The organism is Paenarthrobacter sp. 10N417, from assembly GCF_056394745.1.
The window spans coordinates 507,084-532,987 of the sequence record NZ_JBFTIL010000001.1 but is presented as its reverse complement, the minus strand read 5'-3'; the positions used below and the strand labels follow the sequence as shown (position 1 = coordinate 532,987).

The following is a 25,904-nucleotide window of genomic DNA, read 5'->3' as shown; positions in this document are numbered from 1 at the left end:
TTTTGCGAAAGTGTTGACAATACTGAATGCTGCGAAGCGTGTGTTGGTGGGCCGGCCAGTCCGGAATGACCGCCTATCCCACACCCTCTTGCCCAAGCGCATCGCTTTGCCGATCTTCGCCTCGGATGCCCTGTCTTCGGTGGCCTACGCACCGGATGAAATCCTGCTGACCTTGGCTCTCGCGGGTGTGAGCGCGGTAGCGTTCTCCCCCTTTGTTGGGTTGGCAGTGATGGTGGTGTTGCTCACAGTGGTGGCCTCTTACCGGCAGAATGTGCACGCCTACCCGTCGGGCGGAGGGGACTATGAGATTGCCAACGTCAATCTGGGCAAGTACGCCGGGCTCACCGTTGCTGCTGCGCTCCTCGTGGACTATGTCCTGACCGTTGCAGTGTCGATGTCCTCTGCCGCTGCATATCTCACCACGGCGATCCCTTCGTTGCACGGCCAACAGGCGATGATCGCGACTGTGGGCGTGATCATTCTCGCCTTGGTCAACCTGCGAGGCATCAAGGAGGCCGGCACGGTCTTCGCCGTTCCCACCTACATTTTCATGGCCTCCATCATTGGCATGACCCTCGTGGGCATCTTCCAGGCCATTACGGGACAACTGGGCCAGGCGGCGTCCGCCAACTTCACCATCGTGCCCGAGGCCGGCTTCGACGAAGGCCTCGTTGGCCTTGCCGGTGCATTCCTGTTGCTGCGTGCCTTTTCCTCGGGTGCTGCTGCCTTGACGGGTGTGGAGGCGATCAGCAACGGCGTGCCCAACTTCCGGAAGCCCAAGAGCAAGAACGCTGCCACCACCTTGTTGTTGCTCGGCGCGATCGCGGCGGCCATGCTGGCCGGCATCCTTTATCTCGCCAACGCCACGAAGGTGCACATTGTCCTGGATCCCGCCAAGGAGTTCCTCCTTGATGGCAAGCCGTTGCCCGAGGGCTATATCCAGAATCCGGCCATCAGCCAGATCGCCGACACCATTTTTGGGGCCGGTTCCATTCCGTTCTACATAGTGGTGGCTGCCACCGGCGTCATTCTCGTGTTCGCTTCCAACACCGCGTTCAACGGCTTCCCTGTGCTGGGCTCCATCCTGGCGCAGGACGGTTACCTGCCCCGCCAGCTCCGTACCCGTGGCGACAGGCTGGCCTTCAGCAACGGCGTGCTGGCCTTGGCTGCCGGAGCGCTGGTTCTCATCCTTTCGTTCAATGCTGATGTCACCAAGCTCATCCAGCTGTACATCGTGGGGGTCTTCATTTCCTTCACCGCCAGCCAGCTCGGTATGGTCCGGCACTGGGGCCGTGAATTGAAACTGGCACGGGACAAGTCGGTCCGCCGCAGGATCATCAAATCGCGGACCATCAACATGGTGGGTTTCGGCATGACTGCGCTCGTCTTGGTCATCGTCCTCATCACCAAATTTGAGCAAGGTGCCTGGATCGCACTTCTGGCAATGTTCGTGCTGTTCCTCATCATGTGGAGTATCCGGGCGCACTATGACAATGTTGCCAAGGAATTGGCTGTTGACGAGGATTCATCGCCACGCGCGCTGCCTACCCGTGTCCACGCCGTACTGCTTGTTTCGCACGTCCGCAAACCTGTATTGCGGGCCCTGGCTTACGCCCGGGCGTCGCGGCCCTCGCGACTGGATGCGATTACCGTGGACATCAACTCCGAAGAGACAGAACATACCGTGCGGGATTGGGAGAAGCTGGAAATTCCAGTACCGCTCACCGTACTGGCCAGCCCCTACCGTGAGACCGTGACTCCCATCATGGAGTACATCAAGAACATGCGACGCGACTCACCCCGGGACTTGATCGTGGTGTACATCCCCGAGTACGTCGTGGGCAAATGGTGGGAGCAGTTGGTTCACAACCAGACGGCACTCAGAATCAAGACGCGGCTCCACTTTGAACCTGGAGTCATGGTTGCCAGCGTTCCGTGGCAGCTGAAGTCCTCCGAAGAAGCAAAGGCACTGCAGGATACACAATGACCTCCCACAGCATTTCCCCCCTCACTGACAACAGCGGAGGCCAAGGTACGCCCGGCACCGAACTGACCGTTGACGTTGGCCCTGTCGCACACGGCGGGCATTTCGTCGCACGCCATGAAGGCCGCGTCATCTTCGTACGCCATGGCATTCCGGGGGAGAAGGTCCGGATCCGATTGACCGACTCCGGCGACTCGTCGCGCTTCTGGCGTGCCGACGTCGTCGAGGTCCTGGAAGCCTCGCCGGACCGCGTGCCGCACTTCTGGAAGCCGGCCGATTCGCTGGCGGCCTGGCAGCACGGGAATCCACCCGTGGGCGGCGCCGAGCTCGGCCACATTTCCCTGCAACGGCAGCGTGCCCTGAAGGCCGAAGTGTTGTCCGAGCAACTCAAGAGACTCGCGGGCCTGGACCTCGCGGTCGAGGTTGAGGGCGTGGGTGCCAACGACGACGGCGGACTCGGCTGGCGTACGCGCGCCAGCTTTGCTGTCACATCCAAGGGACGGCTGGGAATGCATGCCCACCGTTCGGACGTCGTGGTGCCCATACGCGAGATGCCACTGGCGCTCTCCGGAATCAACGAGCTCAAGTTGTGGGACCTTGATCTCAGCGGGATAGCACGCGTAGAAGTGGCGGCGCCAGCCAATGGCTCCAGGCCGCTCGTGTTGCTGGCGCCGGAGGAAACAACCAGTCCCAAGCGGCTGCACAGCATCCTTTCGCAGTTGTCGCACGAAGTTTCCGTAGCCAGCTTCGATCCCGGCAAGGGCCAAGTACTGCAGCTTCGGGGACGGACCTGGGTGCAGGAATCGGCGGCAGGGCATGAATACCGTGTGACGGGCGAAGGCTTCTGGCAGATTCATAAGGACGCGCCGGAGACGTTGGTCAACGCGGTGACCGGCTACCTGGCAGGTGGAGGGTATCTCCAACCCGGTGCTGCGGTGGCGGACCTTTACGCCGGTGCAGGCCTGTTTACGGCACCCTTGGCTGATGCGGTAGGCGTCACGGGTTCGGTATTGTCCGTTGAGGGATCGCCTGGCACCAGCCGTGATGCCCGCAAGAACCTGCATGGAGAATCCCACGTTGAGATCGTGCAGGGGCGAGTGGAGCGGGTATTGCACCAACGCCCCCGGAACTTCGATTCCCTGGTCCTGGACCCGCCGCGCGTGGGGGCTGGAAAAGCCGTGGTCAACCAACTCATGGCCTCACATCCCCGGGCAATTGCCTATGTGTCCTGTGATCCGGCTTCTTTTGCACGTGATCTGGGTTACTTCCAGCAAGGCGGTTGGCGCCTGGAGTCGTTGAGGGCGTTCGACCTGTACCCCCACACGCATCACTTGGAGACCGTCAGCCTCATCGTTCCCGCCGGTTAGGCGTCTATCGCCCGCCGCGCCACCGGATGGCGGGCGATTCGTGGAGGGTGCCGCGCTGGGTGCAACTGCCTGCGGCAGTGCTTCAACACGATCGATGCCACTACGATGGGCATAGTAGTCCCACATAGCAGCCCCACTCCGCGTAGTTCCGCGGGGGATAGGGGTTGACCAACTGAGAGTGCCGCCCGGCTAAGTAAGGTGCGCCTAACTGGCTAGCGGCCAACCACGCGACAAAGATGAAACTGTTGCGAGAGGAGTCCTGCCATGAGCACTGTGGACAGCTTCGGTTCCAAAGGCGTACTGAATGTAGCCGGCACCGATTATGAAATTTTCCGGTTGAACTCCGTAGAGGGCGCAGACAGCCTTCCGTTCAGCCTCAAGGTATTGCTTGAAAACCTCCTGCGGACTGAGGATGGCGCCAATATAACGGCTGACCACGTCCGCGCCCTGGCCGGTTGGGACCCCAATGCGGAGCCCGACACGGAGATCCAGTTCACCCCGGCCCGAGTCATCATGCAGGACTTCACCGGCGTACCCTGCGTTGTAGACCTCGCCACCATGCGCGAGGCTGTTAAAGAACTTGGCGGCGACCCCAAGCGCGTCAACCCCTTGGCGCCAGCCGAAATGGTCATCGACCACTCCGTCCAGATCGACGCCTTCGGTAACTCCGGCGCACTGGAGCGCAACATGGAGATCGAATACCAGCGCAATGGTGAGCGCTACCAATTCCTGCGGTGGGGCCAGACGGCCTTTGATGACTTCAAGGTTGTCCCCCCGGGAACCGGCATTGTCCACCAGGTCAACATCGAGTACCTGGCCCGTACGGTCATGACCCGTGAGATCGACGGCGTGCTTCGTGCCTACCCGGACACCTGCGTTGGAACCGACTCCCACACCACCATGGTCAACGGTCTGGGCATCCTGGGCTGGGGCGTCGGCGGCATCGAAGCCGAGGCTGCCATGCTTGGCCAGCCCGTCTCCATGCTGATTCCCCGCGTCGTGGGCTTCAAGCTCAGCGGCAGCATCCCGGCCGGCGCCACCGCGACCGATGTTGTGCTGACCATCACCGAAATGCTGCGCAAGCACGGTGTTGTTGGCAAGTTCGTGGAGTTCTACGGTGAAGGCGTTGCCGCTGTGCCGCTGGCAAACCGCGCCACCATCGGAAACATGAGCCCGGAGTTCGGCTCCACGGCCGCCATGTTCCCGATTGACGATGTCACCTTGGAATACCTGCGCCTGACTGGCCGGTCCGAAGAGAATGTCGCCCTCGTGGAGGCATACACCAAGGAACAGGGCCTCTGGCACGATCCTTCCCGCGAACTGCGCTTCTCCGAGTTCCTCGAGTTGGATCTGTCCACGGTTGTTCCGTCCATCTCCGGCCCGAAGCGTCCCCAGGACCGCATCGAGCTCACGGATGCCAAGGAGCAGTTCCGCAAGGACATCCACAACTACGTCGCCATTGAAGACGGCAGCGTGGACGAGTCATTGGACGAATCGTTCCCGGCTTCGGATGCTCCGTCCTTCACGCACGCTGATTCGCACACCACGGAGACGGCACGTGTTGCTTCCGCTGCCAACGGCGCCCAGGGCCGCCCGTCCGCTCCGGTGCACATCAAGACCGCTGACGGCCGCGAGTTTGAGTTGGACCACGGTGCAGTATCGATCGCCTCGATCACTTCCTGCACCAACACCTCCAACCCGTCTGTCATGTTGGCTGCAGCCCTTCTTGCACGCAACGCTGTTGACAAGGGCCTGACGTCCAAGCCGTGGGTCAAGACCTCTGTGGCTCCGGGCTCGAAGGTCGTCACCGACTACTACGAGAAGTCCGGCCTGACCCCTTACCTGGAGAAGCTCGGCTTCTACATCGTGGGCTACGGCTGCGCAACCTGCATCGGCAACTCCGGCCCTCTGGAGCCGGAGATCTCCGAAGCCATCCAGGCCAACGACCTCTCCGTGACGGCTGTCCTCTCGGGCAACCGCAACTTCGAAGGCCGTATCAACCCGGACGTCAAGATGAACTACCTGGCTTCCCCGCCCTTGGTTATCGCTTACGCCCTGGCCGGTTCCATGGACTTCGACTTCGACACCGATGCGCTGGGCACCGATTCGGACGGCAACGAGGTCTTCCTGAAGGACATCTGGCCCAACCCCATCGAGGTGCAGGAAGTCATTGACTCCTCCATCGACAAGGCTATGTTCGCCAAGGGTTACGAGGGTGTCTTCGACGGCGACGAGCGCTGGAAGGCACTGGACACCCCGGCGGGCGACACGTTCGCCTGGGCCGAGGACTCCACCTACGTGCGGAAGCCCCCATACTTCGAAGGCATGAAGGCGCAGCCGGATCCCGTCAAGGACATTGCAGGTGCACGCGTGCTCCTGAAGCTTGGCGATTCCGTCACCACGGACCACATCTCCCCGGCCGGCTCATTCAAGTCGGACACGCCTGCAGGCCAGTACCTCCTGGCCAATGGCGTGGAGCGCAAGGACTTCAACTCCTACGGCTCGCGCCGTGGCAACCACGAAGTCATGATCCGCGGTACCTTCGCCAACATCCGCATCAAGAACCAGCTGCTGGACGGCGTCGAGGGTGGCTTCACCCGCGACTTCAGCCAGGAAGGTGCACCGCAGGCCTACGTTTACGATGCCGCACAGAACTACCAGGCTGCGGGAACGCCGCTGGTTGTCCTTGCAGGTAAGGAATACGGTTCCGGATCGTCCCGTGACTGGGCAGCCAAGGGCACTGCGCTCCTGGGTGTCAAGGCCGTCGTTGCCGAGAGCTACGAGCGCATCCACCGCTCCAACCTCATCGGCATGGGCGTTCTTCCCCTGCAGTTCCCCGCTGGCGAGTCCGCGGCAACGCTCGGCCTGACCGGCACGGAGACGTTCTCGGTTGAAGGCGTTACGGCGCTGAACAACGGCACCACGCCCAAGACGCTCAAGGTGACGGCAACGGCCGAGGACGGCACCTCCAAGTCCTTCGACGCTGTCCTGCGCATCGATACCCCGGGTGAAGCGGACTACTACCGCAACGGTGGCATCCTGCAGTACGTCCTGCGCCAGATCTCCGCAGCGTAGCGAACCGGCTGGTTTCCAGCTGATTCTCCACACCAGGCAGCCCCGGCTGGTCGCCCGACCAGCCGGGGCTGCTGCGTCTTCGGATGACGATGCATCCATAGGCAGGTGCGAAAACGCCTGCCCCGGGCACGCGCTAAAGTTAACAAGCACGTCATTCACCCTAAGGAGGGCCGTTGGGACTCTTGGAAACCATCAAGGATCCACAGGACCTGGCCAAGCTGTCCGGCCAAGAGCTGGAACAGCTGGCCGGCGAGATCAGGGACTTCCTGATTACCAACGTAGCCGCTACCGGTGGACACCTTGGTCCCAACCTCGGCGTCGTGGAGCTCACGCTTGCTGTTCATCGCATCTTCGAGTCGCCCCGGGACAGCATTGTCTTTGATACCGGGCACCAGTCCTATGTCCACAAGCTCCTCACGGGCCGTCAGGACTTCAGTACGCTCCGCCAGCAGGGTGGCCTCTCGGGTTACCCGGACCGCGCCGAGTCCGAGCACGACATTGTCGAAAGCTCCCACGCTTCCTCGTCCTTGTCCTGGGCGGACGGCATTTCCCGCGCCCGGCAGTTGACCGGCGAAGGCGACCGGTTCGTCGTCGCGGTTGTAGGTGACGGTGCCCTTACTGGTGGCATGACCTGGGAAGCCATCAATAATATTGCCGCTGATAAGCGGCGCCGCGTGGTGATTGTGGTCAATGACAACGGCCGCTCCTATGCACCGACTGTGGGCGGTTTTGCCGACTACCTGGCATCGCTGCGCCCCACCATCGACACTTTGCGGACCACACCGGCCTATGAGCGGATGCTTGACTGGTGGAAGAAGAAGCTCCAGGACGGCGGTCCGGTAGGCCAGTTCACCTACAAGAGCCTGCACGCCATGAAAAAGGGCATCAAGGACTGGTGGGCGCCCCAGGGAATGTTTGAAGACCTGGGCATGAAGTACATCGGTCCGGTGGACGGACACAACCTCCAAGCCATGGAGCACGCTCTCAGCACGGCCAAAGCCTACGGTGGCCCGGTGATCGTGCATGCCATGACGGAAAAGGGCCACGGATATGCTCCCGCCCTTGCCAACGAGGCCGATCAGTTCCACGCTGTGGGAATCATTGATCCAGAGACAGGTGAGCCGACCGAAAGGCCCGGCGCCAGATCCTGGACCTCGGTCTTCGCCGAGGAAATCGCCGACATCGCTGATGAGCGTCCTGACGTTGTCGGCATCACGGGGGCAATGCTGATACCCGTTGGTCTGCACAAGTTTGCGGAGCGCCATCCTGAACGCGTTATCGACGTCGGTATCGCCGAACAGCATGCGCTCACGTCTGCTGCCGGGATGGCCTTCGGTGGCCTGCACCCGGTGGTGGCGGTTTATGCAACCTTCCTGAACCGTGCTTTCGATCAGCTCTTGATGGATGTCGCACTCCACAAGGCGGGGGTCACCATTGTCCTGGACCGTGCAGGCGTTACAGGACCGGACGGTCCCAGCCACCACGGCATGTGGGACATGGCGATGGTCCAGATTGTCCCAGGACTCCATTTAGCCGCTCCGCGCGACGCCACCCGGCTCAGGGAAGAACTGCGCGAGGCGGTCGCCATCAATGACGCCCCCACCGTGGTGCGGTTCTCCAAGGGCAGCGTCGGCTCTGAAGTGGAGGCCATTGAGCGGCTCCACGACGGCGTGGATATCCTGGCACGCCGTCCCGAGGGTTCCACCGAAAACGACGTCCTCATCATCAGTGTTGGCGCGATGTCCGAGCTCGCCCTGGATGTCGCCGGCCGTCTTGGCGCCCAGGGAATCAGCTCAACGGTGGTCGATCCCCGCTGGCTTCTGCCTGTGCGCAGATCAATCATCGCCCTTGCCGCCCGGCACCGCCTGGTCATCTGTATCGAAGACGGCGTCCGCGCCGGCGGCGTGGGTTCACGCATCCGCCAGGAAATGCGCGCAGCAGGCGTTGATACAGCTTTGAACGAGGTCGGCTTGCCTGTTGAGTTCCTGGTGCACGGATCCAGGAGCCAGGTCCTGGAGCGCGTCGGGCTTACGGCCCAGAAAATAGCCCACGACGTCGTAGCGCAGGTCCTGGGGACAAAGGTCCCCTTTGCGCGGCCCCTGCCAGGTCAGGAACACCCCACCACCGGCAGTCTGCCCAAGCTGTGAGTCCCGATCGCGAACCGGGCTCCCTGCAGCCCGGCGACCTCGTGGTGGCGAGAAACAGGAAGTGGAACGGCAAGGCGCACTGGGTTGTACCCGGCCGCTACTTGGGTGAGGACATCCACGGCTGGTGGATTTTCCAAGGCGCGGGGGAGTTCTGTTCTCGTCCCGGTGCTGCCTTCTACACAGCCTCGGATGCAGTCCTGCTGGTACCGCGGACCGGCGAATTCGTGGCCACTTTCTATGACGACACCTACCCGGGTGACTTCCGGATCTACGTAGACCTGGCAACCGGTCATGGATGGAACACCATCAGGCCAGGCGTTACCGAGTTCCACATGATCGATATGGACCTGGACGTCATCCGATCCACCCTTCACGGTGTGTTCGTCGATGACGAGGATGAGTTTGAGGACCACAGGGCAGGCATGGGATATCCCGCAGAAATCGTGGAAACCATGCGTGCGGAGTGCGCAGCCCTTCGTGAGGGAGTGGAGGCCATGAAGGCTCCATTCGACGTCGAGGGCACCAGCAACACCAGTGCAGAGTGGTTCAGGAAAGGACGAACATGAGCGGCATTATCCGCGCATACAAACGCGACGACGAGGGAGTACTTCACTTCCGTGAAGCCTGGTACGACGACGACGACCACCAGTTCGTGATCAATCACGGCGTTGTGGGCCACCAAAGCAAGACCGATGAAACAGACGTTGACGACGACACTTCGGTAGACGGTTTGATGGCGGCTTTCGCTGCCCAGTGTGAAGAGGATGGATACGCCGAGATCCCGGAGTCCGAGCAGTTCTGGGTGGTTGCACAGTTTGCGCTGAAGACCAAGGACGGCACTGAACGTGACCGTCACTTTGAGCGCAAGGCAAAGGCCGCGCTCACGGGCGAACTGGCTTGGCGAGGACTGGGAATCGTGGACCGCACGGAGATCGGAAACTCGCGTCTGAACGTTTTTTGCCTGTGCCCGGATGTCAACAAGGCCGTCAATGCCATCAAGATCTGCGTTCGCAATGAGGACCTGGATTTCACCAAGCTCTCCATCGCAGCGGCTCCGCACAGCGACCCCACCGCATTCCGCGTGAAGCACTCGCCCAAGCAAGGTGTGGGCTTTACCCTCTAAGTAGGACCTAACGCACTCAGGAGGGATGTTCCATGTCGTCCAAGAGCAATTGGCCCGGACATACGCCGCTACCCAAGGGCCTTGCGGCGCCGGCAAAACGCGCCCTGGCCCACGAAGGCATCGAAACTTTGGAACAGCTGGCTGAGTTTGGCGAACAGAAGGCCTCCAAGCTCCACGGCATGGGGCCGGTAGCCATTGCCCAGCTCGAGGAAGCAATGGAGGAATCCGGCATCACTTTCGGCTCGCGCTAACATCGGCCATAGTCCCCGGAAGAGCGTTATAGGCTGGGTTCCATGACTGAATATCGACGCCTTGGCCACTCCGGACTGACCGTCTCAGCTGTAGGGCTGGGTTGTAACAACCTGGGACGCGCCAACACTCCCACGGAGTCGCAGGAAGGCACGGATGCCGTTGTCCGCGCCGCGATCGATGCCGGGGTGACGTTCTTCGACGTCGCAGATGTTTACGGCCGGGAGCCTGGCCTCAGCGAGGCCATGCTGGGCAAAGCGCTGAAGGGACATCGCGACGACGTCGTCATCGGTACCAAGTTCGGCATGGATATGCACGGGGCCAATGGCAACGACTTTGGTGCCCGCGGTTCGCGGCGCTACATCCTCAAGGCGGTTGAAGCCTCGCTGCGCAGGCTGGGTACGGAGTGGATCGACCTCTACCAGTTCCACACCCCGGACCCACAGACGCCCATTGAGGAAACCCTTGCAGCGTTGGATGTCCTGGTCACCAGCGGCAAGGTCCGCTACATCGGTCACTCGAACTTCGCTGGGTGGCAGATCGCCGAAGCCGAGTACGTTGGGCGGCAGTCTGGAGGGGTTCGCTTCATTTCAACCCAGAACCACTACAATCTGCTGGACCGCCGGGCCGAGCTCGAGGTCATTCCGGCAGCCAGCGCCTTCTCGCTTGGTGTGCTTCCGTATTTCCCCCTGGCCAATGGCCTGCTCACAGGCAAGTACTCCGCCGGCCATGCCCCCGAGGGTTCCCGCCTGAGCCATACACGGACCAATCTGGTGCATGATGCCGATTGGCAGCAGCTGGGCCGCTTTGGTCAGTTCGCCAAGGAACGGGGCATCACCGAACTCCAGCTGGCATTCTCGTGGTTGGCAGCCCAACCCGGCGTCAGCAGTGTCATCGCTGGAGCGACGCGTCCGGAGCAGATTCGTGAGAACGCGGAAGCAGTGTGCTGGGTCCCTAGCCAGGAGGAGCGCGAGGAACTGGACGAGATCTTCCCGCGTGCTCCCAAGGTGGCACTCTTCTAGACACAAAAGCGCTCGTAAAGAGGAAGGGCAGTGGCGCGGGCTTTCGCTCTTGCCACTGCCCTCTTTCTTGCCGCTTTAGGCCGGGGCGGAGGCGACGCCGGGTGCCAGGAAACGCTTGCCATTGACGCGTTCAGCGGCGCCAACGCGGTCCAGGTAGGGAGTGATGCCGCCCAGGAACATGGGCCAGCCCGCACCCATGATGACGCAGAGGTCGATGTCCTCAGGCCCGGCAACCACGCCTTCTTCAAGCATCAGTCCGATTTCCTCGGCCAGTGCATCCTGGGTTCGGCGCAGCACTTCCTCGCGTGTGGAGGGAGTGTTACCGAAGGACATGATGGCCAGGGTCTCAGCCGGGATGACTGGCTTTCCATCCGGACCGGGGACCCAGAGGGACTTTACGCCGTTGTCGATGAGCTTCTGCAGGTTCTGTGAAACGGGGAAACGGTCTCCGAAGGCATTATGGAGGGACTCCTGCACATGCTGTGCGACCGGCAGTCCCACCATGGCGCTCAAGGTGAAGGGAGTCATCGGCAGGCCCATGGGACGCAAAGCGGTGTCTGCCACTTCGGCGGGGGTGCCTTCGTCGAAAGCGGCGATGACTTCGCCCATGAGGCGGAGCAGGATGCGGTTTACGACGAACGCCGGCGCATCCTTAACCAGGACGGCAGTCTTCTTCAGGCCCTTGGCGAGCTCAAAAGCAGTAGCCAGTACGGCGTCGTCAGTCTTTGGCTCCCTGACAATTTCCAAGAGCGGCATGACGGCAACAGGGTTGAAGAAATGGAAGCCCACCAGCCGCTCCGGGTGCCGTAGGTCCTCGGCCATGGCGGTTACGGACAGCGAGGAAGTGTTGGTGGCGAGGATGCACTCGGGGGAGACGATCTCTTCCACTTCGGCGAAGACTTGCTTCTTGATGTGCAGCTCTTCAAACACGGCCTCGATGACGAAATCGGCATCAGCGAAGACTGCCTTGGACACCGAACCGGTGACGAGCGCCTTGGTCCGGTTGGCGGCGTCGGCCTTGATTCGCTTCTTTGCCAGCAATTTGTCGACCTCTGCGTGGACGTAAGCGACGCCCTTGTCCACCCTGGCCTGATCGATGTCGGTCATGACGACCGGCACCTTGAGCTGGCGGGCGAAAAGTAGCGCCAGCTGGCTTGCCATGAGCCCCGCGCCTACCACGCCTACCTTGGTGACCGGGCGGGCCAGCTTCCGGTCCGGTGCGCCTGCAGGCCGCTTGGAGCGCTTCTGCACGAGGTCCAGGAAAGCGTACACGGTGGAGCGGAACTCATCCGTCTGCATCAGGCCGGCAAGGGTCTCACATTCCAACTCCGCCGATTCGCCTTGGCTCATGGTGCGATTTGCCTCCATGATGTCCAGCACCTTGGCGGGCGCTGGTGAGGCATTGGAGGTCTTCGCCTCCACAAACGCGCGGCCCGCGGAGACCGCCGCAGCCCAGCGGCTGGCGACGCCTTCATCCGAAGGGTCGACGGCGTTCTTCCGCACTGGGGTTTCTTTGCCGGTAATGACACGGGCAGCCCATGCCAGGGACTGCTCCACGAAGTCGGCCGGCTCGAAGATGGCATCGGCAATACCGAGCTCAAACGCTTCCGGGCCGGTGAGTGTGCGGTTGTTGCTGAGCGGGTTCTCGATCATTACCTTGACGGCGTTTTCGGGTCCGATCAAGCGGGGGAGAATGTAGACGCCGCCCCAGCCCGGAACAAGGCCGATAAACGCCTCAGGCAGTGCGAGGGCACCTGCGCCGGTGGAGACGGTCCGGTAGGTGGATTGCAGGGCGATCTCGAGTCCGCCGCCGAGCGCCAGGCCATTAATGAAGGCGAAGCTGGGCACCCCGAGGTTGGCCAGGGTGGAGTACACAGCGTGTCCAAGCTGGGCCATCCACAGGCCATGCTCGCGTTCCTTGAGGGTCTTCACGGCAGACAAGTCTGCGCCAGCCACCAGGAAGTATGGTTTGCCCGTCACGCCGACCCCGACGATTTCACCCTTGGCGGCACGCTCCGTGAGTCCATCCAGGACTTCGCCCAACTCCACCAGCGTGTTGGGACCCAGCGTGGTGGGTTTGGAATGGTCCAGTCCGTTGTCCAGCGTGATGAGGGCAAAGGTGCCTGCACCGCCTGCAAGCTGGATGTCCTGGACGTAGGAATGCGTCACGATCTCGTCGGGGAAGAGGGAGGCGAGCTTCTGGAATTCTGTGGCGCTCATGCGGCGGCTCCTTCTGTGTTGGTCTGGCCTGAAGTCTGGACGGAGGATTCGAAGTCAGCGTGGTTCGGGTTCTCCCAGATCACTGTGGCACCCATGCCCAGGCCGATGCACATGGTGGTGATGCCATAACGGACCGAGGGGTCTTCCTGGAACTGCCGGGCCAGTTGGTTCATCAACCGAACGCCTGAGGAAGCAAGCGGATGTCCGACGGCGATCGCCCCGCCATAGCGGTTGACCCGGGGGTCGTCATCCGCGATGCCGAAGTGATCAAGGAAGCTCAGGACCTGTACCGCGAAGGCCTCGTTGATCTCGAACAATCCGATGTCCTCGATGGCGAGGCCCGCGTTTTTGAGGGCCTTTTCCGTGGCTGGCACGGGACCGATCCCCATGACTTCCGGTTCCACTCCTGCGAAGGCATAGGAGACCAAGCGCATCTTCACGGGCAGGCCCAATTCCGCCGCGGCTTCCGCCGAAGCGAGTACCGCAGCGGTGGCGCCGTCGTTCAAGCCTGCTGCGTTGCCCGCCGTGACCCGTCCATGGGCCCGGAAGGGTGTACGCAGTTCGGCAAGATCCTCCACCGTGGTTCCTGGACGGGGTGGCTCATCCGCGGTGTGCAATGCCCAACCCTGCCCTGGCTTCATAGTGGCCACCGGGACGAGGTCGTTCTGGATCTGCTGGCGGGAATATGCTTGGGCCAGTTTCGCTTGCGAAGCGGCCGCGTAGGCGTCCGTTCGGTCCTTGGTGATGGCCGGGAAGCGGTCGTGCAAATTCTCGGCCGTGTTGCCCATATTCAGCGCTGCGGGATCCACGAGCCGCTCTGACATGAAACGCGGATTGGGATCAGCGCCGGACCCCATCGGGTGGTTGCCCATGTGCTCCACGCCGCCGGCAATGACGACGTCGTACGCGCCGAAGCCGATGCCACTCGCCGTCGTCGTCACTGCTGTCATGGCTCCAGCGCACATGCGGTCGATTGCGAAGCCGGGCACCGTGCGGGGAAGGCCTGCCAGAAGGGCCGCCGTTCTGCCAATGGTGAGGCCTTGATCGCCGGTCTGGGTTGTCGCGGCGATGGCTACCTCGTCAATGCGGTCAGCAGGCAACGACGGGTTGCGGCGCATCAGTTCGCGGATGCACTTTACGACGAGGTCATCAGCGCGCGTACCCGCGTAGATGCCTTTCTCGCCGGCTTTACCGAAGGGTGTCCGCACACCATCCACGAACACGACGTCGCGGACGCTCCTCTGAGCACTGCGTGATGGACTCATGTGTTAACTCCTCGTTGAGACATGGTGCCGGATTCCGCAGAGCGGTCTCCGATTGGCATTAATGCAATGTTACTCGTGAGTAACTTAGGGTGCAAGGTAGATAGGCTGCAAGGTGGTTAGGATGCAAGGTGCTCCGGATCCGAAACGCGACCCGGGACGCAAAAGGCCCGCCACCTCGAACCGAAGTTCGGGTGACGGGCCCAGAGGCAAGGTAATGAATCAGTCGGAGTCCTTGGATTGCTGCGCTTCCCTCGACTTGGACTCCTTGCCGGGGAGTGGCTTTGGGTTCAAGCATGCCTCAGTCAGGATGGGCGCTGCGAAGGAGATTTGCCATTCCCGCGCACCCAGGGTGCGTAGCTCATCGGCTATCGATTCCAGTGAAACGTCCGACGGCGGCCGCCACGCCACGCGGCGGAGGTAGTCCGGGGTGAGCAGGTTCTCGATAGGTAGCTTGAGTTCGTCGGCCTTTTCCTGGAGCGCGGGGCGGGCTGTGGCAAGGCGTGCGGCAGCTGCCGGATCCCTGTCCACCCATACGCGTGGCGGCGGCGGGGCGTTGGTGGCCAAGTGCAGGGGAGGCAGATCCGTGAGCGTGCGGGCTGTCGTAATACAGCGCAGCCATCTCGGGGCTTCGCGCTGGGCTGACCTGCCGTGGAAGCCTTTGGTGGCCAGGAGCTGGGGAACGGTGGTGGGAAGCGCCTTGGCTGCTGCGACGAGGGCGGAATCGGGGATGAGCCGTCCGGGAGCGACGTCACGCTTGCGGGCCAGTTGATCCCGCTCCTCCCACAGTTCCCGAACGGCGGCCAGCTGGCGGCGGTCACGGATCTGGTGGAGTCCGGATGTCTTCCGCCATGGATCCACCCTTGGGGGTGCGATACCGGCAGCCAGGATTCCCTCGAATTCCTGCTCTGCGAATCCGAGCTTGCCGTCGGCCTGAAGAAGTTCGATGAGTTCTTCGCGCAGTTCAGCCAGGACTTCGACGTCGAGGGCAGCGTAGCGCAGCCAAGGCTCCGGCAGCGGCCGTGTTGACCAGTCTGCGGCGGAATGTTCTTTGGCGAGACCGAACCCAAGCAGCTGTTCGATGACGGCAGCGAGCCCGACGCGAGGGAGTCCGGCCAGCCGGGCCGCAAGTTCGGTATCGAAGAGTTTGTCCGGCCACATGCCCAGCTCGGAAAGGCAGGGAAGGTCCTGGGTGGCAGCGTGCAGGATCCATTCGACACCGCGCAGCGCATCATTGACGATGTTCAGGTTGTCAAACGGTTCGGGGTCAATCAACCAGGTGCCGGCTCCTTCGCGCCGGATTTGTACGAGGAAGGCGCGCTGGCCGTAGCGGAATCCGGAAGCGCGTTCGGCGTCGACGCCGGCCGGCCCGGTTCCGGCCGCAATAGCCGCGGCACATCGCTCCAGGCCTGCCAAGGTATCGATGACCAGGGGCACGCCTTCGCGCGGGGTATCGAGATCGATGACTTCAGGGATGTGGCTGTCGAAGCCTTCAACTTTGATGTGGGTGGTGGGATCAGCAACCGGATCGCCGGTTGTGGTTTTATCCAGGTTTTCAGGGGTCATGGTGGCTTAAGCTTACCGATTCCTGCTGCGGCAGGCCCTTGTGGACGAATTCAGGGCAATCAATTGAGCCTCCTGTTGGGTAGTCCGGTAACGCCCGGCGGCAAGGGTGGCAGTCCGGCGAACGTACAAACCATGTCAGACCAAGCCTCCAGATGCGCTTGCACATTTGCCGTGGCAGGAGTCCAGGAGGCACGCAATTCGATATCTATCGTGTCGGGGCGATCGGACAGGGTGCCGAAGCTCTCCGAAAGAATCCTTGTTGCAGTACCTCCCGCAGCGCGGTACTGGGCAGCATGGTTTTCAAGGGCTTCCACCAGCCAGGTCCACGCGACGGAACCCAGCATGGTGTCATTTCCCATCTCGGCGTCCATCTGTGCGCGGATATAGGTGACAATCCGGAATTCGCCTTCCCATACTGCCGAGCCGTCGGGGTCGTACAGCAGGATGAAACGGCCGGTAGCCAGCTCGTCGTCCTCTTCATCCGGAGGGCTGGCGTTCTGCTTTTCGGCGAAGGCTTTGGCTGCAGGGCCGTGGACCGGAATTTGGCGGGTGGCTGCCGTCGGGCTGAAGACTTCCGCTCCAAGGGCCACAGCGTATGGTGCCAGACGGGCGGGCGCAGGGATTTCGTCCAACCGCAGTTCGCTGCGGCATTGTGCTTTTCGTAGCGATCCCAAGGCGGAAAGAAATTCCGAGGGAACCTGGGCGAGGGCGTTCACCATCGCAGATTATGCGTCCGGGGCAGCGAATCCCTGCAGGCTCGCCGCCCCGGACAATTCCTTGTTCACTTGTTAGCCGGCCGCCAAATCGGTGGCCAGCTCCCGCTTAATGGCGGCGACGAAGGCGTCGATATCTTCCTCCGTGGTATCGAAGGAGCACATCCATCTGACTTCACCACGGGCAGCGTCCCAATCGTAAAAGGCGAAGGATGAGCGCAGGCGGTCGGCGACTCCGCCGGGCAGAATCGCGAAGACGCCGTTCGACTGTGTGGCCTGGGTGGGCTCCACGCCGTCGATACCCTCGATGGCCGAGCGCAGGCGTGCTGCCATCGCGTTGGCGCGGGCAGCTGACCGTAGCCACAGTCCGTCCTCCAGCAAGGCGATGAATTGCGCCGAGATGAAGCGCATCTTCGAAGCCAGCTGCATGTTCATTTTGCGAAGGAATTTCAGGCCGTCGGCGGCTTCAGGGTTGAGGGCAACCACGACTTCACCAAAAAGCAGTCCATTCTTGGTGCCGCCGAACGACAGGATGTCCACACCGGCGTCGCGCGTGAACGTACGCAGGGGAACGCCAAGGTGTGCTGCCGCGTTTGCCAGCCGCGCTCCATCCATGTGCAACTTCATGCCCTTGGCATGGGCGTGATCGGCGATGGCCCGTACTTCTTCAGGGGTGTAGCACGTGCCCAACTCGGTGGTCTGGGTAATGGAGACAACCAGGGGCTGAGCGCGGTGCTCATCCCCCCAGCCCCAGGCTTCGCGGTCGATCAACGCAGGCGTGAGCTTTCCGTCTTCGGTGGGTATCTGCAGCAGCTTGATACCGCCAACCCGCTCGGGCGCACCATTCTCGTCCATGTTGATGTGCGCCGTGGATGCGCAAATGACGGCACCCCAGCGGGGGAGGAGCGATTGCAGGGACAGGACGTTGGCGCCTGTGCCGTTGAAGACCGGGAAGGTTTCGATACCGCTGCCGAACTGCTGTTCCAGGACCTCCTGGAGCCGGGCGGTGTAAACGTCCTCACCATAGGAGACCTGGTGGCCTCCGTTGGCTGAAGCCAGAGCAGCGAGGACCTCGGGGTGGACTCCGGAATAATTGTCCGAAGCAAAGCCTCGAACCGAGGGGTCGTGGAGTTGGCCGTGGCCGGTTGTGGCGGTGGCGCTGTGGAGCGCCTCTGTTGTGCTCGTCACTGGTTCATTCACGCTTTCAAGTCTATTTGGCCAGCAGGATGCGCTGGCCGTTGAGGGTGTCCGCCGGTTCGCTAAAGAGTTCGACGACGGAGGCAGCCAGTTCTTCGACGTCCGTGTAGCCGGGGAAGCGCCGCTCCGGGTGAGCGCGCCGCATAGCGGCATCGACGAGGGATTTGACCACGAAAATCACCGCGGCGCTGTGTTGAGGCGCCGGGGCTTGCTTGTTTCCTGACTGATCCTGCCGGAAACCGTCGGCTACCGCGAGGGTCCAGGCTTCCGCCGCGGCCTTGGCAGCTGCATAGCTGGCCGTTGCGGCGGTCGGTGCAGACACGACGGTGGATGAGACCATGGCAAAGCGGCCATGGGGTGACTCTTCCAACTGGCGATAGAAAACGCGCGAGACGTTGCGCAGGGTGGTAATCGCGCCCTCTTCAAGGGATTCCCAGTCGTCGTCGGACTGGTCCTCGATGCCGGTCGCGCTGCGCCAGCCGCCCACCAGATGGACGACGCCGTCTATTCGCTCGACGCCGAGCTGATGAATCGTCTCTGCAAGTTCGCGAACAGAATCAAGGCTGGCGAGATCGCAAACCAGCGGGGTTACGCCATCACCGGCCTCCAAGGATGCGGCCTTGATGCGGACATCGTCTGAACCGATGGTGAAAACCCTGTGACCGGCGGCCGCCAAAGCGCGCGCCGCAGCTACACCGGACGCGCTGCTGCCGCCGGTCACCAGGACTGTCAGTGGGCTCATCAGGCCGCCGTCGCGCCAGTGATGCCGGTAGTGGATTCGATAACAGGGCGCATTTTCTTCTCCAATGCTTCGTAGAACATGGACAGCGGGAACTCATCGTCCAGGACCTGGTCGGTAAGGCCGCGGGGGGCACCGTTCAAAGGCAGGGCTTCAGGGCCCTTGGCCCAGATCGACGCCGGGTGTGGAGTCACTGTACCGGAAATGAGTTCATAGGCCGCAAGCCAGTGGGAGGCCTTCGGGCGGTCGATGGAACGCCAGTACAGCTCTTCGATCCTGGCACCGAGCTCCACAACTACGTCTGCTGCTTCATCCCAGTCGATGCTGAGCTTGCTGTCCGTCCAGTGCAGCACGTGGTGTTGGTGCATCCACGCGAACAGGAGCTGGCCACCAAGGCCGTCGTAATTCCGGACGCGGCTGCCGGTGATGGCGAACCGGAAGATCCGGTCAAAAATCACCGCGTACTGCACGAGCTTGGCGTGCTTGCGGGCATCAGGATCGGCATTCTCGTCCTTTTCGATGCGTACTGACTCACGGAAGGCGGTCAGATCGCATCGGAGCTCTTCCAAGGAGTAGAGGAAGAACGGCATGCGCTGCTTGATCATGAACGGATCAAAGGGAAGGTCGCCTCGCATGTGCGTGCGGTCGTGGATCAAGTCCCACATGACGAAAGTGCGCTGGGTGAGTTCCTGGTCTTCAAGGAGCTCCGCGGCGTCCGCAGGGAGCACAAGTGATGTGGTGGCAGCCGCAGCTTTGAGTACGCGGCGGAAGCGGGCCGCTTCGCGGTCTGCAAAGATGGCGCCCCACGTGAACGTCGGTGTCTCGCGGACAGCCACTGTCTCCGGGAAGAGGACTGCCGAATTGGTGTCGTAGCCCGGCGTGAAATCAACAAAACGAATGGGAACGAAGAGCTTGTTGGAGTACTCGCCGGCTTCCAGTCCGCCAATGAACTCCGGCCAAATGACCTCGATCAAGACAGCTTCGACCAGCCGATTGGTGCTGCCGTTCTGGGTGTACATCGGGAAGACCACCAGATGCTGGAGGCCATCGACACGCTGCTCCTGCGGCTGGAAGGCCTGGAGGGAGTCCAGGAAATCCGGAACTCCAAACCCGCCCTGGACCCAGCGGCTGAAGTCTTCCACCAACAGTTCAAGGTATCGGGCGTCGTGCGGGAAGTGAGGGGCCAACGCGATGATGGCATCCGAAATCGTTGCTACCAGTTGTGCGGCTTCTGCGTGGAGGGCCGTATCCGCAATGGAACCGTCCTGCTCCTGGTATCCCTGGAGTGCGGTGGCAGCGGCCTTGAGGGCAGTCCACTCCATGTTGTCGGAAGTGACACGCGGGAGGGCGGCGGTGGCAGTGATGGTCATTGATGCTCGTCCTTTCAGAAGTCGTTCATGTTTCTGATGTGAGCGTAGCAACCGAAAAGCTTAGCTAATCCAAAAATGGGCTGAGTATAAGCAAGACTGTTGCAAAGGGTTGTTTCAAAGTGCTCGAGATGCAGCAGCTGTGCGTTCCGGGACGGGCACCGCTTGCGAGCCCGCCCCGGAAGGGCCTACTTCTTGTCGGACTCGGCTGGCTCCATGGACTCAACTGGCTCTTTCGATTCCACAAGCCGCAGCGAGATCGAATTAATGCAGAACCGCTGATCCGTGGGAGTGCCGTACCCCTCGCCTTCAAACACGTGACCCAAATGCGAATCGCAGTTCGCGCACCGGACTTCCACCCGGTCCATCCCCATAGTGCGGTCATGCAGGTAACGCACCGTGCCCTCCGCCAACGGCGCCCAGAAAGACGGCCAACCGCAATGGGAATCAAACTTTTCGTGGCTGGTGAACAACTGACTGCCACAAGCGCGGCACTGATAAACGCCCTCTGTATGAGTGTCCCAGTACTCGCCGGTGTAAGGCCGCTCAGTACCGGCCTGACGCAGCACTCGGTACTCATCAGGGGTTAGCTCATCACGCCACTGGGCGTCGGACTTCTCCATGGGCACGCCCGTGGTCTTGCTGGTGTTCTCAGGAGTGTTCATGTCTTATGCAACGCTCACGAGTCGCCGATAAATCCCGAACCCGCATACAAGTGAAGAACGGGAAGCCCCAACTGGTCCTGCGCCTTATTGGCCCAATCCGTGTGGAAAGTATCCGCGATTGCGTGCGGACGCGTTACCACCACAGCTTGCGCGGCATCCAAGGCCCGGACCTTCGATACCAAGCCGGCCACGGCACCGCCGTCGACAATCTCTCCCGTGACACCGCCGCCCAAACCTTCGAGCGCAGCCAACGAAGTGGCCAGGGTTTCCGACGCCTCCGCCCGCTCAGCATCCGGGGTGGGGGACTGGCCGCCAAGTTCGCGGAAAGCTTTGGCAATATCAAGCATGGAAAGGTTCTCCAGGAAATCAACCAGGAGATGTCGCTCGGTATTGGCCGGGACCAGGACAACCAAGGGTGCGTCGCCGCCGTCGACCAATTTGGCGATGTTGACGCGGTCGTCGGGACCAAGGGGCTCTTCTGTCAGGATGACGATGGGATCGCTCATGGCTACAGCGTAGTCCCGCCGAACAAGACGACGCAGATTTCCGGCACTCAATTCCCGCCAGGCCATTCCCGGCAACCAATCCGCCGCGCGCCCTCCACGTGCATGGACCACGGCCACTGAACGGCGACAATGGAGCCATGGCATTGAATACCCGGTCAGCAAGCAGCGCTGCAGAGAAGAAAATGTCCCTGAGCACCAAATGGGCCATCGCGGGAATCCTCACCGGAGGGACACTCGCAGGACTCGTCGGTGCAGGATCCTCCGCGCTCGCAGTGTATTTTGCCCGCCGCGTCATTACGCCCGCTGCCCGTCATGAGGACCAGGAGGTTCTCGCCGTCATCCGCAGCGACAAGGGACTGCAGGTCATCCTTGCGGCCACCCCTGACACCACCATCGACGGCGTGTTCAGCCTCTTCTTCGAGGGCGGTAAAGGCCTTGCCAGGATTGGCAGGATCGTGTCCTACTCACCAGCTGAACAAACGGTGCTGCGCGAGGTCGAAGAGGTTTACAGCGGCAATCTGGCTGAAGCCCGCCGGGGATGGTGGAGCGGAGCAACGTACCCGGATCCCGCGGCCATCGGCCTGGCCGCCGAGGATGTAGAGATCGACCTCGACGTCGGAAAGGCACCAGCATGGCTTGTCCGGGCCGATGCCGCTACCCACGCACCCATCTGGGCGATCATGGTTCATGGCCGCGGGGCCACCAGGCTTGAAGGTCTCAGGGCTGTTCGGACCGCCCGGGAGTTGGGACTGGATAGCCTGCTGATTTCGTACCGCAATGATGGACTTGCGCCCTCGGCGATCGATGGGCGGTACGGCCTGGGCTCCACGGAGTGGCGGGACGTGGAAGCTGCGATCGAATATGCGATGGCAAACGGTGCCCGGGAAGTTGTCCTGTTCGGCTGGTCCATGGGTGGAGCGATCAGCCTCCAGACAGCAGATCTCTCCAAGCACAGGCACCTGATCCGGGCCTTGGTGCTGGACGCGCCAGTGATCAATTGGGTCAACGTGATGGCCCACCACGCAGAGATGAACAGGATCCCCTACAACGTGGGCCGTTATGGACAGTTGATGCTCGGACATCCACTGGGCCGCAGGCTCACCGGATTATCCGCTCCCGTGGATTTCAAAGCGATGGACTGGGAAGCACGGGCCGTTGAGCTACGAACCCCAACCCTGCTGATCCACAGTGTTGACGACGACTACGTCCCGTTTGAGCCTTCTGCGAGCCTTGCGGAAAAGAACCCGGACATGGTGACGTTCGAACCATTCCACGGAGCGCGGCACACGAAGGAGTGGAACGTTGACCCGGAGAAATGGGAACGGCTGGTTCGCTCATGGCTGCAGCGTCAGTTGGCTCCCCGGAACAATCCCGGGCAGTCGGAGGCTGCTGGTCTGTCAGAACGTGCCGGGCAGTCGGAGGGTAACGCGCAGGCTGGGTGACGTTAGCCCTGGGTGATGTTAGCCCTTGGCGCCGATGGGCGCCGTCACTGCTTTGGTCAGCCGGACCAGGTCCCCTGGGGCAAGCTCGATGTCGAGACCGCGTCGCCCACCGGACACCAGGATGGTGTCAAAGGACAAAGCCGACTCGTCCAGGACAGTGGGGGAGGGGTGGCGCTGGCCTAAGGGAGAGATTCCGCCCAAGACATAGCCTGTCCTGCGCTCGGCCGCCTTGGGGTCGGCCATGGCTGCCTTCTTCGAACCCAGGGCTGCCGCCACGGACTTGAGGTCCAGGTTTCCTGAAACGGGGACGATGCCCACGGCGAGTTTGCCTTCGACTTCCACCATCAATGTCTTGAAAACCCGCTTGGGATCGATGCCCAGGACTTCGGCAGCTTCCAGCCCGTAGCTTGAGGCCGACGGATCATGGGAGTACGGGTGCAGCACGAAGGGAACGCCGGCCGCAGCGAGTGCTGCAGTGGCCGGCGTTCCCTGTGATGCCATCTTCTTGGCCATTCCTTCTGGTGCCCCTCAGCCTTCTCTAATCGAAAGGCTCAGCGTTCCAAGCGGCTTGCGGCCGCCACTTTCCGCTTGATACGGCCCAGCATGGCGGTCATGCCGCGCATACGCAGGGGAGTGATAGCCCTGGTCAATCCCAGCAACTCCGGCATGTCATCCGGAACGTCCAGAATTTCCTGGGCAGTCAACCCATCGAGTCCTTCGTGCAGTACCCCGGCGAATCCACGCGTGGTGGGAGCCTCCGGAGGAGCTTTGAAAAACAACCGGTAGGCGCGGGGGCCTTCGCCGTCATCCTTGTTCTTCTCGGATTCGATCGTGAGGAACAGAGGCGACTGGCACTCCACAACCTGCTCCAGCAGCTCCGGGTGGTCCTTGAGGCGTTCCGGAAGTTCGGGCAGCCCACGGGAGAACTCGAGCAGCAGTTGCAGGCGGTCAGGCTCCGTCAGTGCCTGGAAGTCATCGACGATTTCCGCCAGTGCGGCGGGCAAAGTGTTGGTACTCATCACTTCCAGCTTACGCACAACAGTGCTGATTGCATTGCTGGTTACGTTGTATCGCTAGTTACGGACCAAGGCTGCCGGTACGGAACCGCGCTCGGCGCCCTTGACGATGGGTACGCGGACCGCGTTGCCCCATTCGGTCCAGGAACCGTCGTAGTTGCGGACGGTCTCAAAGCCCAGCAGGTACTTAAGCGCGAACCAAGTGTGGCTGGACCGCTCGCCGATGCGGCAGTAGGCCACGACGTCGTCGCCCGCCGTCAGGCCGGCTTCGCCGAGGTAGAGGGCTTCCAGTTCCTCACGGGAACGGTAGGTGCCGTCCTCAGCAGCAGCGCGGGCCCACGGAATCGAAGCGGCCGTGGGGATGTGGCCGCCACGCAGTGCGCCTTCTTCGGGGTACGCGGGCATGTGGGTGCGCTGGCCCGTGTACTCCTCGGGGGAACGGACATCGATCAGGGGGTTGCCCAGGTGAGCCAGGACGTCCTCCTTGAAGGCCCGGATGGGAGCGTCGTTGCGCTCAACTTCCGGGTAGGTGCCCGGGGCCGGCGTCGGTACGTCCGTGGTCAATTCGCGGCCTTCAGCGATCCACTTGTCGCGGCCACCGTCCAACAGGCGGACATCTTCGTGTCCGAACAGTGTGAAGACCCAGAGGGCGTAGGCAGCCCACCAGTTGGACTTGTCACCGTAGATCACCACGGTGGTGTCGCGGGAGATGCCCTTGGACGCTGCCAAAGCAGCGAACGCGGCACCGTCGACGTAGTCGCGAGTTACTTCATCGTTCAGGTCCGTGTGCCAGTCGATCTTTACGGCACCCGGAATGTGGCCGGTTTCGTAAAGGAGGACGTCCTCATCGGATTCCACAACCACCAGCTTGCCGTCGGCGATGGCGCCGTCGGCAAGTGCTTCGGCAAGCCACTGCGTGGACACGAGTCGTTCAGGGTTTGCGTAGGACGCGAACTTTTCGTTTTCTTCAACGGGGTAGGACATGATGATGGCCTTTCACTGACAACGGGCGGAGCCAGGCCCTGGAAGCTGCATCAGTTGCCGGCCCGGCGTGCTCCAACACTAACCATGGGCCGCGACGAATGCTTCCCCGCTGGTCACATGGTGAAACATGGCCTTGGTCACGTCACCGTTTTCGGGCCGCCCGATGCCGGTATTCTTGCTGGGGACCCAAATACTCTAAGAACGGACCACCGTGGTACAGATCGAACAACTGGCTGCCCGCACACCGGCAGTCTCCGTGGAGGAACTCCTTAAGGGTTTCTACCCGTCTCCGCGATTCGGAGAGGTATCGTTCGATAGCTACCGCCCGGACCCTGCCCAGCCCAGCCAGGCCAATGCGGTGAAGCTGCTGTCCGCATTCGCTGACGGTGTTGGGGCCGATGACGGCGGTGGCCTGTTCAAGAAGTTGTTCGCCAAGAAGGCCCCCGCCACCCGTGCTGGCATTTACCTTGACGGTGGCTTCGGCGTCGGAAAGACCCACCTTCTGGCCTCCCTTTGGCACCGGTCTCCAGGTCCCAAGGCTTTCGGTACTTTCGTTGAATACACCAACCTCGTAGGCGCGCTCTCGTTCCGCAAAACCGTGGAAGCCCTCAGCAACTACAAGCTGGTTTGCATTGACGAGTTCGAACTCGACGATCCCGGCGATACTGTCCTGATGTCCCGCCTGATGCGTGAACTGGCCGACGCCGGCGTAAAGCTGGCCGCAACCTCCAACACCTTGCCGGGTTCCTTGGGCGAAGGACGCTTCGCAGCCGTGGACTTCCAACGGGAAATCCAGGTCCTTGCCGATCAGTTTGATGTTGTCAGGATTGACGGCGAAGACTTCCGCCACCGTGGCCTGCCCGCAGCTCCGTCACCGTTGAAGACTGAAGAGCTCAAGCACCGCATGCATGCCGAGTTCGACGGACAAACAGTTGCCGTGGATGACTTCGGCACTCTCGTGCACCACCTCGCCGGCGTTCACCCCAGCCGCTACCGCCAGCTGATCTCAGGCATCGAAGCCGTGGTGTGGCGCGACGTCGAGACGATTACCGAGCAGGCAGTAGCGCTGCGCTTCGTGGTCCTCGCCGACCGTCTCTATGACAAAGATGTGCCGATTCTTGCCAGCGGCGTCCCTTTCGACAAACTCTTCACCGAAGAGATGATGACGGGCGGGTACATGAAGAAGTACTTCCGTGCGGTGTCCAGGCTTACGGCTCTTGCCCGTGAGGGGCAGAACCACGAACCTGCCTGATTCGGTTC

The 25,904-nt window shown here is 61.9% G+C and carries 22 protein-coding genes; 10 read left to right on the top strand and 12 right to left on the bottom strand.

The features are described 5' to 3' along the window. Window positions 1-10: 10 nt before the first annotated feature. The 8 genes from AC1DCM_RS02300 (at window position 11) to AC1DCM_RS02265 (ending at window position 10,967) form a co-directional block, all read left to right on the top strand. The gene (locus tag AC1DCM_RS02300) at window positions 11-1,987 is read left to right on the top strand and encodes an APC family permease (RefSeq protein ID WP_442006509.1); all 1,977 of its coding nucleotides are present in this window, start codon (window positions 11-13) and stop codon (window positions 1,985-1,987) included. Beyond that, complete coding sequence (locus AC1DCM_RS02295; RefSeq protein WP_477517133.1) at window positions 1,984-3,351, top strand: class I SAM-dependent RNA methyltransferase; 1,368 nt, start codon at window positions 1,984-1,986, stop codon at window positions 3,349-3,351. The genes AC1DCM_RS02300 and AC1DCM_RS02295 overlap by 4 nt, the downstream gene beginning before the upstream one ends. 264 nt (window positions 3,352-3,615) lie before the next feature. Beyond that, a complete protein-coding gene (gene acnA / locus AC1DCM_RS02290) occupies window positions 3,616-6,426 on the top strand; it encodes an aconitate hydratase AcnA (RefSeq protein ID WP_442006511.1) in 2,811 nt (936 codons plus the stop codon). A 173-nt stretch (window positions 6,427-6,599) separates the two neighbouring features. Continuing rightward, the gene (gene dxs, locus AC1DCM_RS02285) at window positions 6,600-8,573 is read left to right on the top strand and encodes a 1-deoxy-D-xylulose-5-phosphate synthase (protein ID WP_477517132.1); all 1,974 of its coding nucleotides are present in this window, start codon (window positions 6,600-6,602) and stop codon (window positions 8,571-8,573) included. After that, window positions 8,570-9,139 carry a DUF402 domain-containing protein gene (locus AC1DCM_RS02280; protein WP_442006513.1) on the top strand — a complete coding sequence of 190 codons (570 nt, stop codon included), beginning with the start codon at window positions 8,570-8,572 and terminating at the stop codon, window positions 9,137-9,139. The genes dxs and AC1DCM_RS02280 overlap by 4 nt, the downstream gene beginning before the upstream one ends. Then, window positions 9,136-9,696, top strand: coding sequence for a hypothetical protein (locus tag AC1DCM_RS02275; protein ID WP_477517131.1), 561 nt, complete (start codon window positions 9,136-9,138; stop codon window positions 9,694-9,696). Before AC1DCM_RS02280 ends, AC1DCM_RS02275 begins: the two co-directional genes overlap by 4 nt. Before the next feature lie 32 nt (window positions 9,697-9,728). Continuing rightward, window positions 9,729-9,947, top strand: a complete 219-nt coding sequence (locus AC1DCM_RS02270; RefSeq protein ID WP_442006515.1) for a helix-hairpin-helix domain-containing protein — start codon at window positions 9,729-9,731, stop codon at window positions 9,945-9,947. A gap of 42 nt (window positions 9,948-9,989) precedes the next feature. After that, complete coding sequence (locus AC1DCM_RS02265) at window positions 9,990-10,967, top strand: aldo/keto reductase (RefSeq protein ID WP_477517130.1); 978 nt, start codon at window positions 9,990-9,992, stop codon at window positions 10,965-10,967. A gap of 75 nt (window positions 10,968-11,042) precedes the next feature. Here the strand turns inward: AC1DCM_RS02265 and AC1DCM_RS02260 are convergent, their stop codons facing one another. From AC1DCM_RS02260 to AC1DCM_RS02220, 9 genes are all read right to left on the bottom strand, one after another. After that, a complete protein-coding gene (locus tag AC1DCM_RS02260) occupies window positions 11,043-13,187 on the bottom strand; it encodes a 3-hydroxyacyl-CoA dehydrogenase NAD-binding domain-containing protein (protein WP_477517129.1) in 2,145 nt (714 codons plus the stop codon). Then, window positions 13,184-14,452: a thiolase family protein gene (locus AC1DCM_RS02255; RefSeq protein ID WP_477517128.1), complete on the bottom strand. Its 1,269-nt coding sequence runs from the start codon at window positions 14,450-14,452 to the stop codon at window positions 13,184-13,186. The genes AC1DCM_RS02260 and AC1DCM_RS02255 overlap by 4 nt, the downstream gene beginning before the upstream one ends. A 219-nt stretch (window positions 14,453-14,671) precedes the next feature. Then, the gene (locus AC1DCM_RS02250) at window positions 14,672-16,015 is read right to left on the bottom strand and encodes an HRDC domain-containing protein (protein ID WP_477517127.1); all 1,344 of its coding nucleotides are present in this window, start codon (window positions 16,013-16,015) and stop codon (window positions 14,672-14,674) included. Window positions 16,016-16,074: 59 nt separating this feature from the next. Next, window positions 16,075-16,734, bottom strand: a complete 660-nt coding sequence (locus AC1DCM_RS02245) for a DUF3000 domain-containing protein (protein WP_442006519.1) — start codon at window positions 16,732-16,734, stop codon at window positions 16,075-16,077. Window positions 16,735-16,803: 69 nt separating this feature from the next. Further along, complete coding sequence (locus tag AC1DCM_RS02240) at window positions 16,804-17,916, bottom strand: threonine aldolase family protein (RefSeq protein WP_477517126.1); 1,113 nt, start codon at window positions 17,914-17,916, stop codon at window positions 16,804-16,806. A gap of 22 nt (window positions 17,917-17,938) precedes the next feature. Then, window positions 17,939-18,667 (bottom strand): SDR family NAD(P)-dependent oxidoreductase, encoded by a 729-nt coding sequence (locus AC1DCM_RS02235; RefSeq protein WP_442017512.1) that lies wholly within the window; start codon window positions 18,665-18,667, stop codon window positions 17,939-17,941. Then, window positions 18,667-20,034 (bottom strand): DUF6421 family protein, encoded by a 1,368-nt coding sequence (locus tag AC1DCM_RS02230; protein WP_477517125.1) that lies wholly within the window; start codon window positions 20,032-20,034, stop codon window positions 18,667-18,669. Before AC1DCM_RS02230 ends, AC1DCM_RS02235 begins: the two co-directional genes overlap by 1 nt. Window positions 20,035-20,219: 185 nt before the next feature. After that, complete coding sequence (gene msrB, locus AC1DCM_RS02225; RefSeq protein WP_442006522.1) at window positions 20,220-20,696, bottom strand: peptide-methionine (R)-S-oxide reductase MsrB; 477 nt, start codon at window positions 20,694-20,696, stop codon at window positions 20,220-20,222. Between the two features lie 14 nt (window positions 20,697-20,710). Continuing rightward, a complete protein-coding gene (locus AC1DCM_RS02220; protein ID WP_477517124.1) occupies window positions 20,711-21,202 on the bottom strand; it encodes a hypothetical protein in 492 nt (163 codons plus the stop codon). Between the two features lie 137 nt (window positions 21,203-21,339). Between AC1DCM_RS02220 and AC1DCM_RS02215 the strand changes: the two genes are divergently transcribed. Beyond that, window positions 21,340-22,644, top strand: coding sequence for an alpha/beta hydrolase family protein (locus AC1DCM_RS02215; RefSeq protein ID WP_477517123.1), 1,305 nt, complete (start codon window positions 21,340-21,342; stop codon window positions 22,642-22,644). 18 nt (window positions 22,645-22,662) lie between these two features. Here the strand turns inward: AC1DCM_RS02215 and ybaK are convergent, their stop codons facing one another. The 3 genes from ybaK to AC1DCM_RS02200 are packed head-to-tail and all read right to left on the bottom strand — an operon-like array spanning window position 22,663 to window position 24,644. After that, window positions 22,663-23,157 (bottom strand): Cys-tRNA(Pro) deacylase, encoded by a 495-nt coding sequence (gene ybaK, locus AC1DCM_RS02210; protein WP_477517122.1) that lies wholly within the window; start codon window positions 23,155-23,157, stop codon window positions 22,663-22,665. 38 nt (window positions 23,158-23,195) lie between these two features. Further along, entirely contained in the window at window positions 23,196-23,663 is a 468-nt protein-coding gene (locus AC1DCM_RS02205) for a SufE family protein (RefSeq protein ID WP_477517121.1), read from the bottom strand. A gap of 54 nt (window positions 23,664-23,717) precedes the next feature. Beyond that, the gene (locus AC1DCM_RS02200) at window positions 23,718-24,644 is read right to left on the bottom strand and encodes a sulfurtransferase (RefSeq protein ID WP_477517120.1); all 927 of its coding nucleotides are present in this window, start codon (window positions 24,642-24,644) and stop codon (window positions 23,718-23,720) included. 211 nt (window positions 24,645-24,855) lie between these two features. On the opposite strand from AC1DCM_RS02200, the gene zapE reads away from it, so the two are divergent. Next, window positions 24,856-25,896, top strand: coding sequence for a cell division protein ZapE (zapE, locus tag AC1DCM_RS02195; protein ID WP_477517119.1), 1,041 nt, complete (start codon window positions 24,856-24,858; stop codon window positions 25,894-25,896). The last annotated feature ends 8 nt before the right edge of the window (window positions 25,897-25,904 follow it).

Bases quoted from the DNA above. Each gene is read 5' to 3' on its own strand.
- AC1DCM_RS02295 (WP_477517133.1), top strand. From the start codon at position 1,984: ATGACCTCCCACAGCATTTCCCCCCTCACTGACAACAGCGGAGGCCAA.
- acnA (WP_442006511.1), top strand. From the start codon at position 3,616: ATGAGCACTGTGGACAGCTTCGGTTCCAAAGGCGTACTGAATGTAGCC.
- AC1DCM_RS02275 (WP_477517131.1), top strand. From the start codon at position 9,136: ATGAGCGGCATTATCCGCGCATACAAACGCGACGACGAGGGAGTACTT.
- AC1DCM_RS02270 (WP_442006515.1), top strand. From the start codon at position 9,729: ATGTCGTCCAAGAGCAATTGGCCCGGACATACGCCGCTACCCAAGGGC.
- AC1DCM_RS02265 (WP_477517130.1), top strand. From the start codon at position 9,990: ATGACTGAATATCGACGCCTTGGCCACTCCGGACTGACCGTCTCAGCT.
- AC1DCM_RS02260 (WP_477517129.1), bottom strand. From the start codon at position 13,187: ATGAGCGCCACAGAATTCCAGAAGCTCGCCTCCCTCTTCCCCGACGAG.
- AC1DCM_RS02255 (WP_477517128.1), bottom strand. From the start codon at position 14,452: ATGAGTCCATCACGCAGTGCTCAGAGGAGCGTCCGCGACGTCGTGTTC.
- AC1DCM_RS02250 (WP_477517127.1), bottom strand. From the start codon at position 16,015: ATGACCCCTGAAAACCTGGATAAAACCACAACCGGCGATCCGGTTGCT.
- AC1DCM_RS02245 (WP_442006519.1), bottom strand. From the start codon at position 16,734: ATGGTGAACGCCCTCGCCCAGGTTCCCTCGGAATTTCTTTCCGCCTTG.
- AC1DCM_RS02235 (WP_442017512.1), bottom strand. From the start codon at position 18,667: ATGAGCCCACTGACAGTCCTGGTGACCGGCGGCAGCAGCGCGTCCGGT.
- AC1DCM_RS02230 (WP_477517125.1), bottom strand. From the start codon at position 20,034: ATGACCATCACTGCCACCGCCGCCCTCCCGCGTGTCACTTCCGACAAC.
- msrB (WP_442006522.1), bottom strand. From the start codon at position 20,696: ATGAACACTCCTGAGAACACCAGCAAGACCACGGGCGTGCCCATGGAG.
- AC1DCM_RS02220 (WP_477517124.1), bottom strand. From the start codon at position 21,202: ATGAGCGATCCCATCGTCATCCTGACAGAAGAGCCCCTTGGTCCCGAC.
- AC1DCM_RS02215 (WP_477517123.1), top strand. From the start codon at position 21,340: ATGGCATTGAATACCCGGTCAGCAAGCAGCGCTGCAGAGAAGAAAATG.
- ybaK (WP_477517122.1), bottom strand. From the start codon at position 23,157: ATGGCCAAGAAGATGGCATCACAGGGAACGCCGGCCACTGCAGCACTC.
- AC1DCM_RS02205 (WP_477517121.1), bottom strand. From the start codon at position 23,663: ATGAGTACCAACACTTTGCCCGCCGCACTGGCGGAAATCGTCGATGAC.
- AC1DCM_RS02200 (WP_477517120.1), bottom strand. From the start codon at position 24,644: ATGTCCTACCCCGTTGAAGAAAACGAAAAGTTCGCGTCCTACGCAAAC.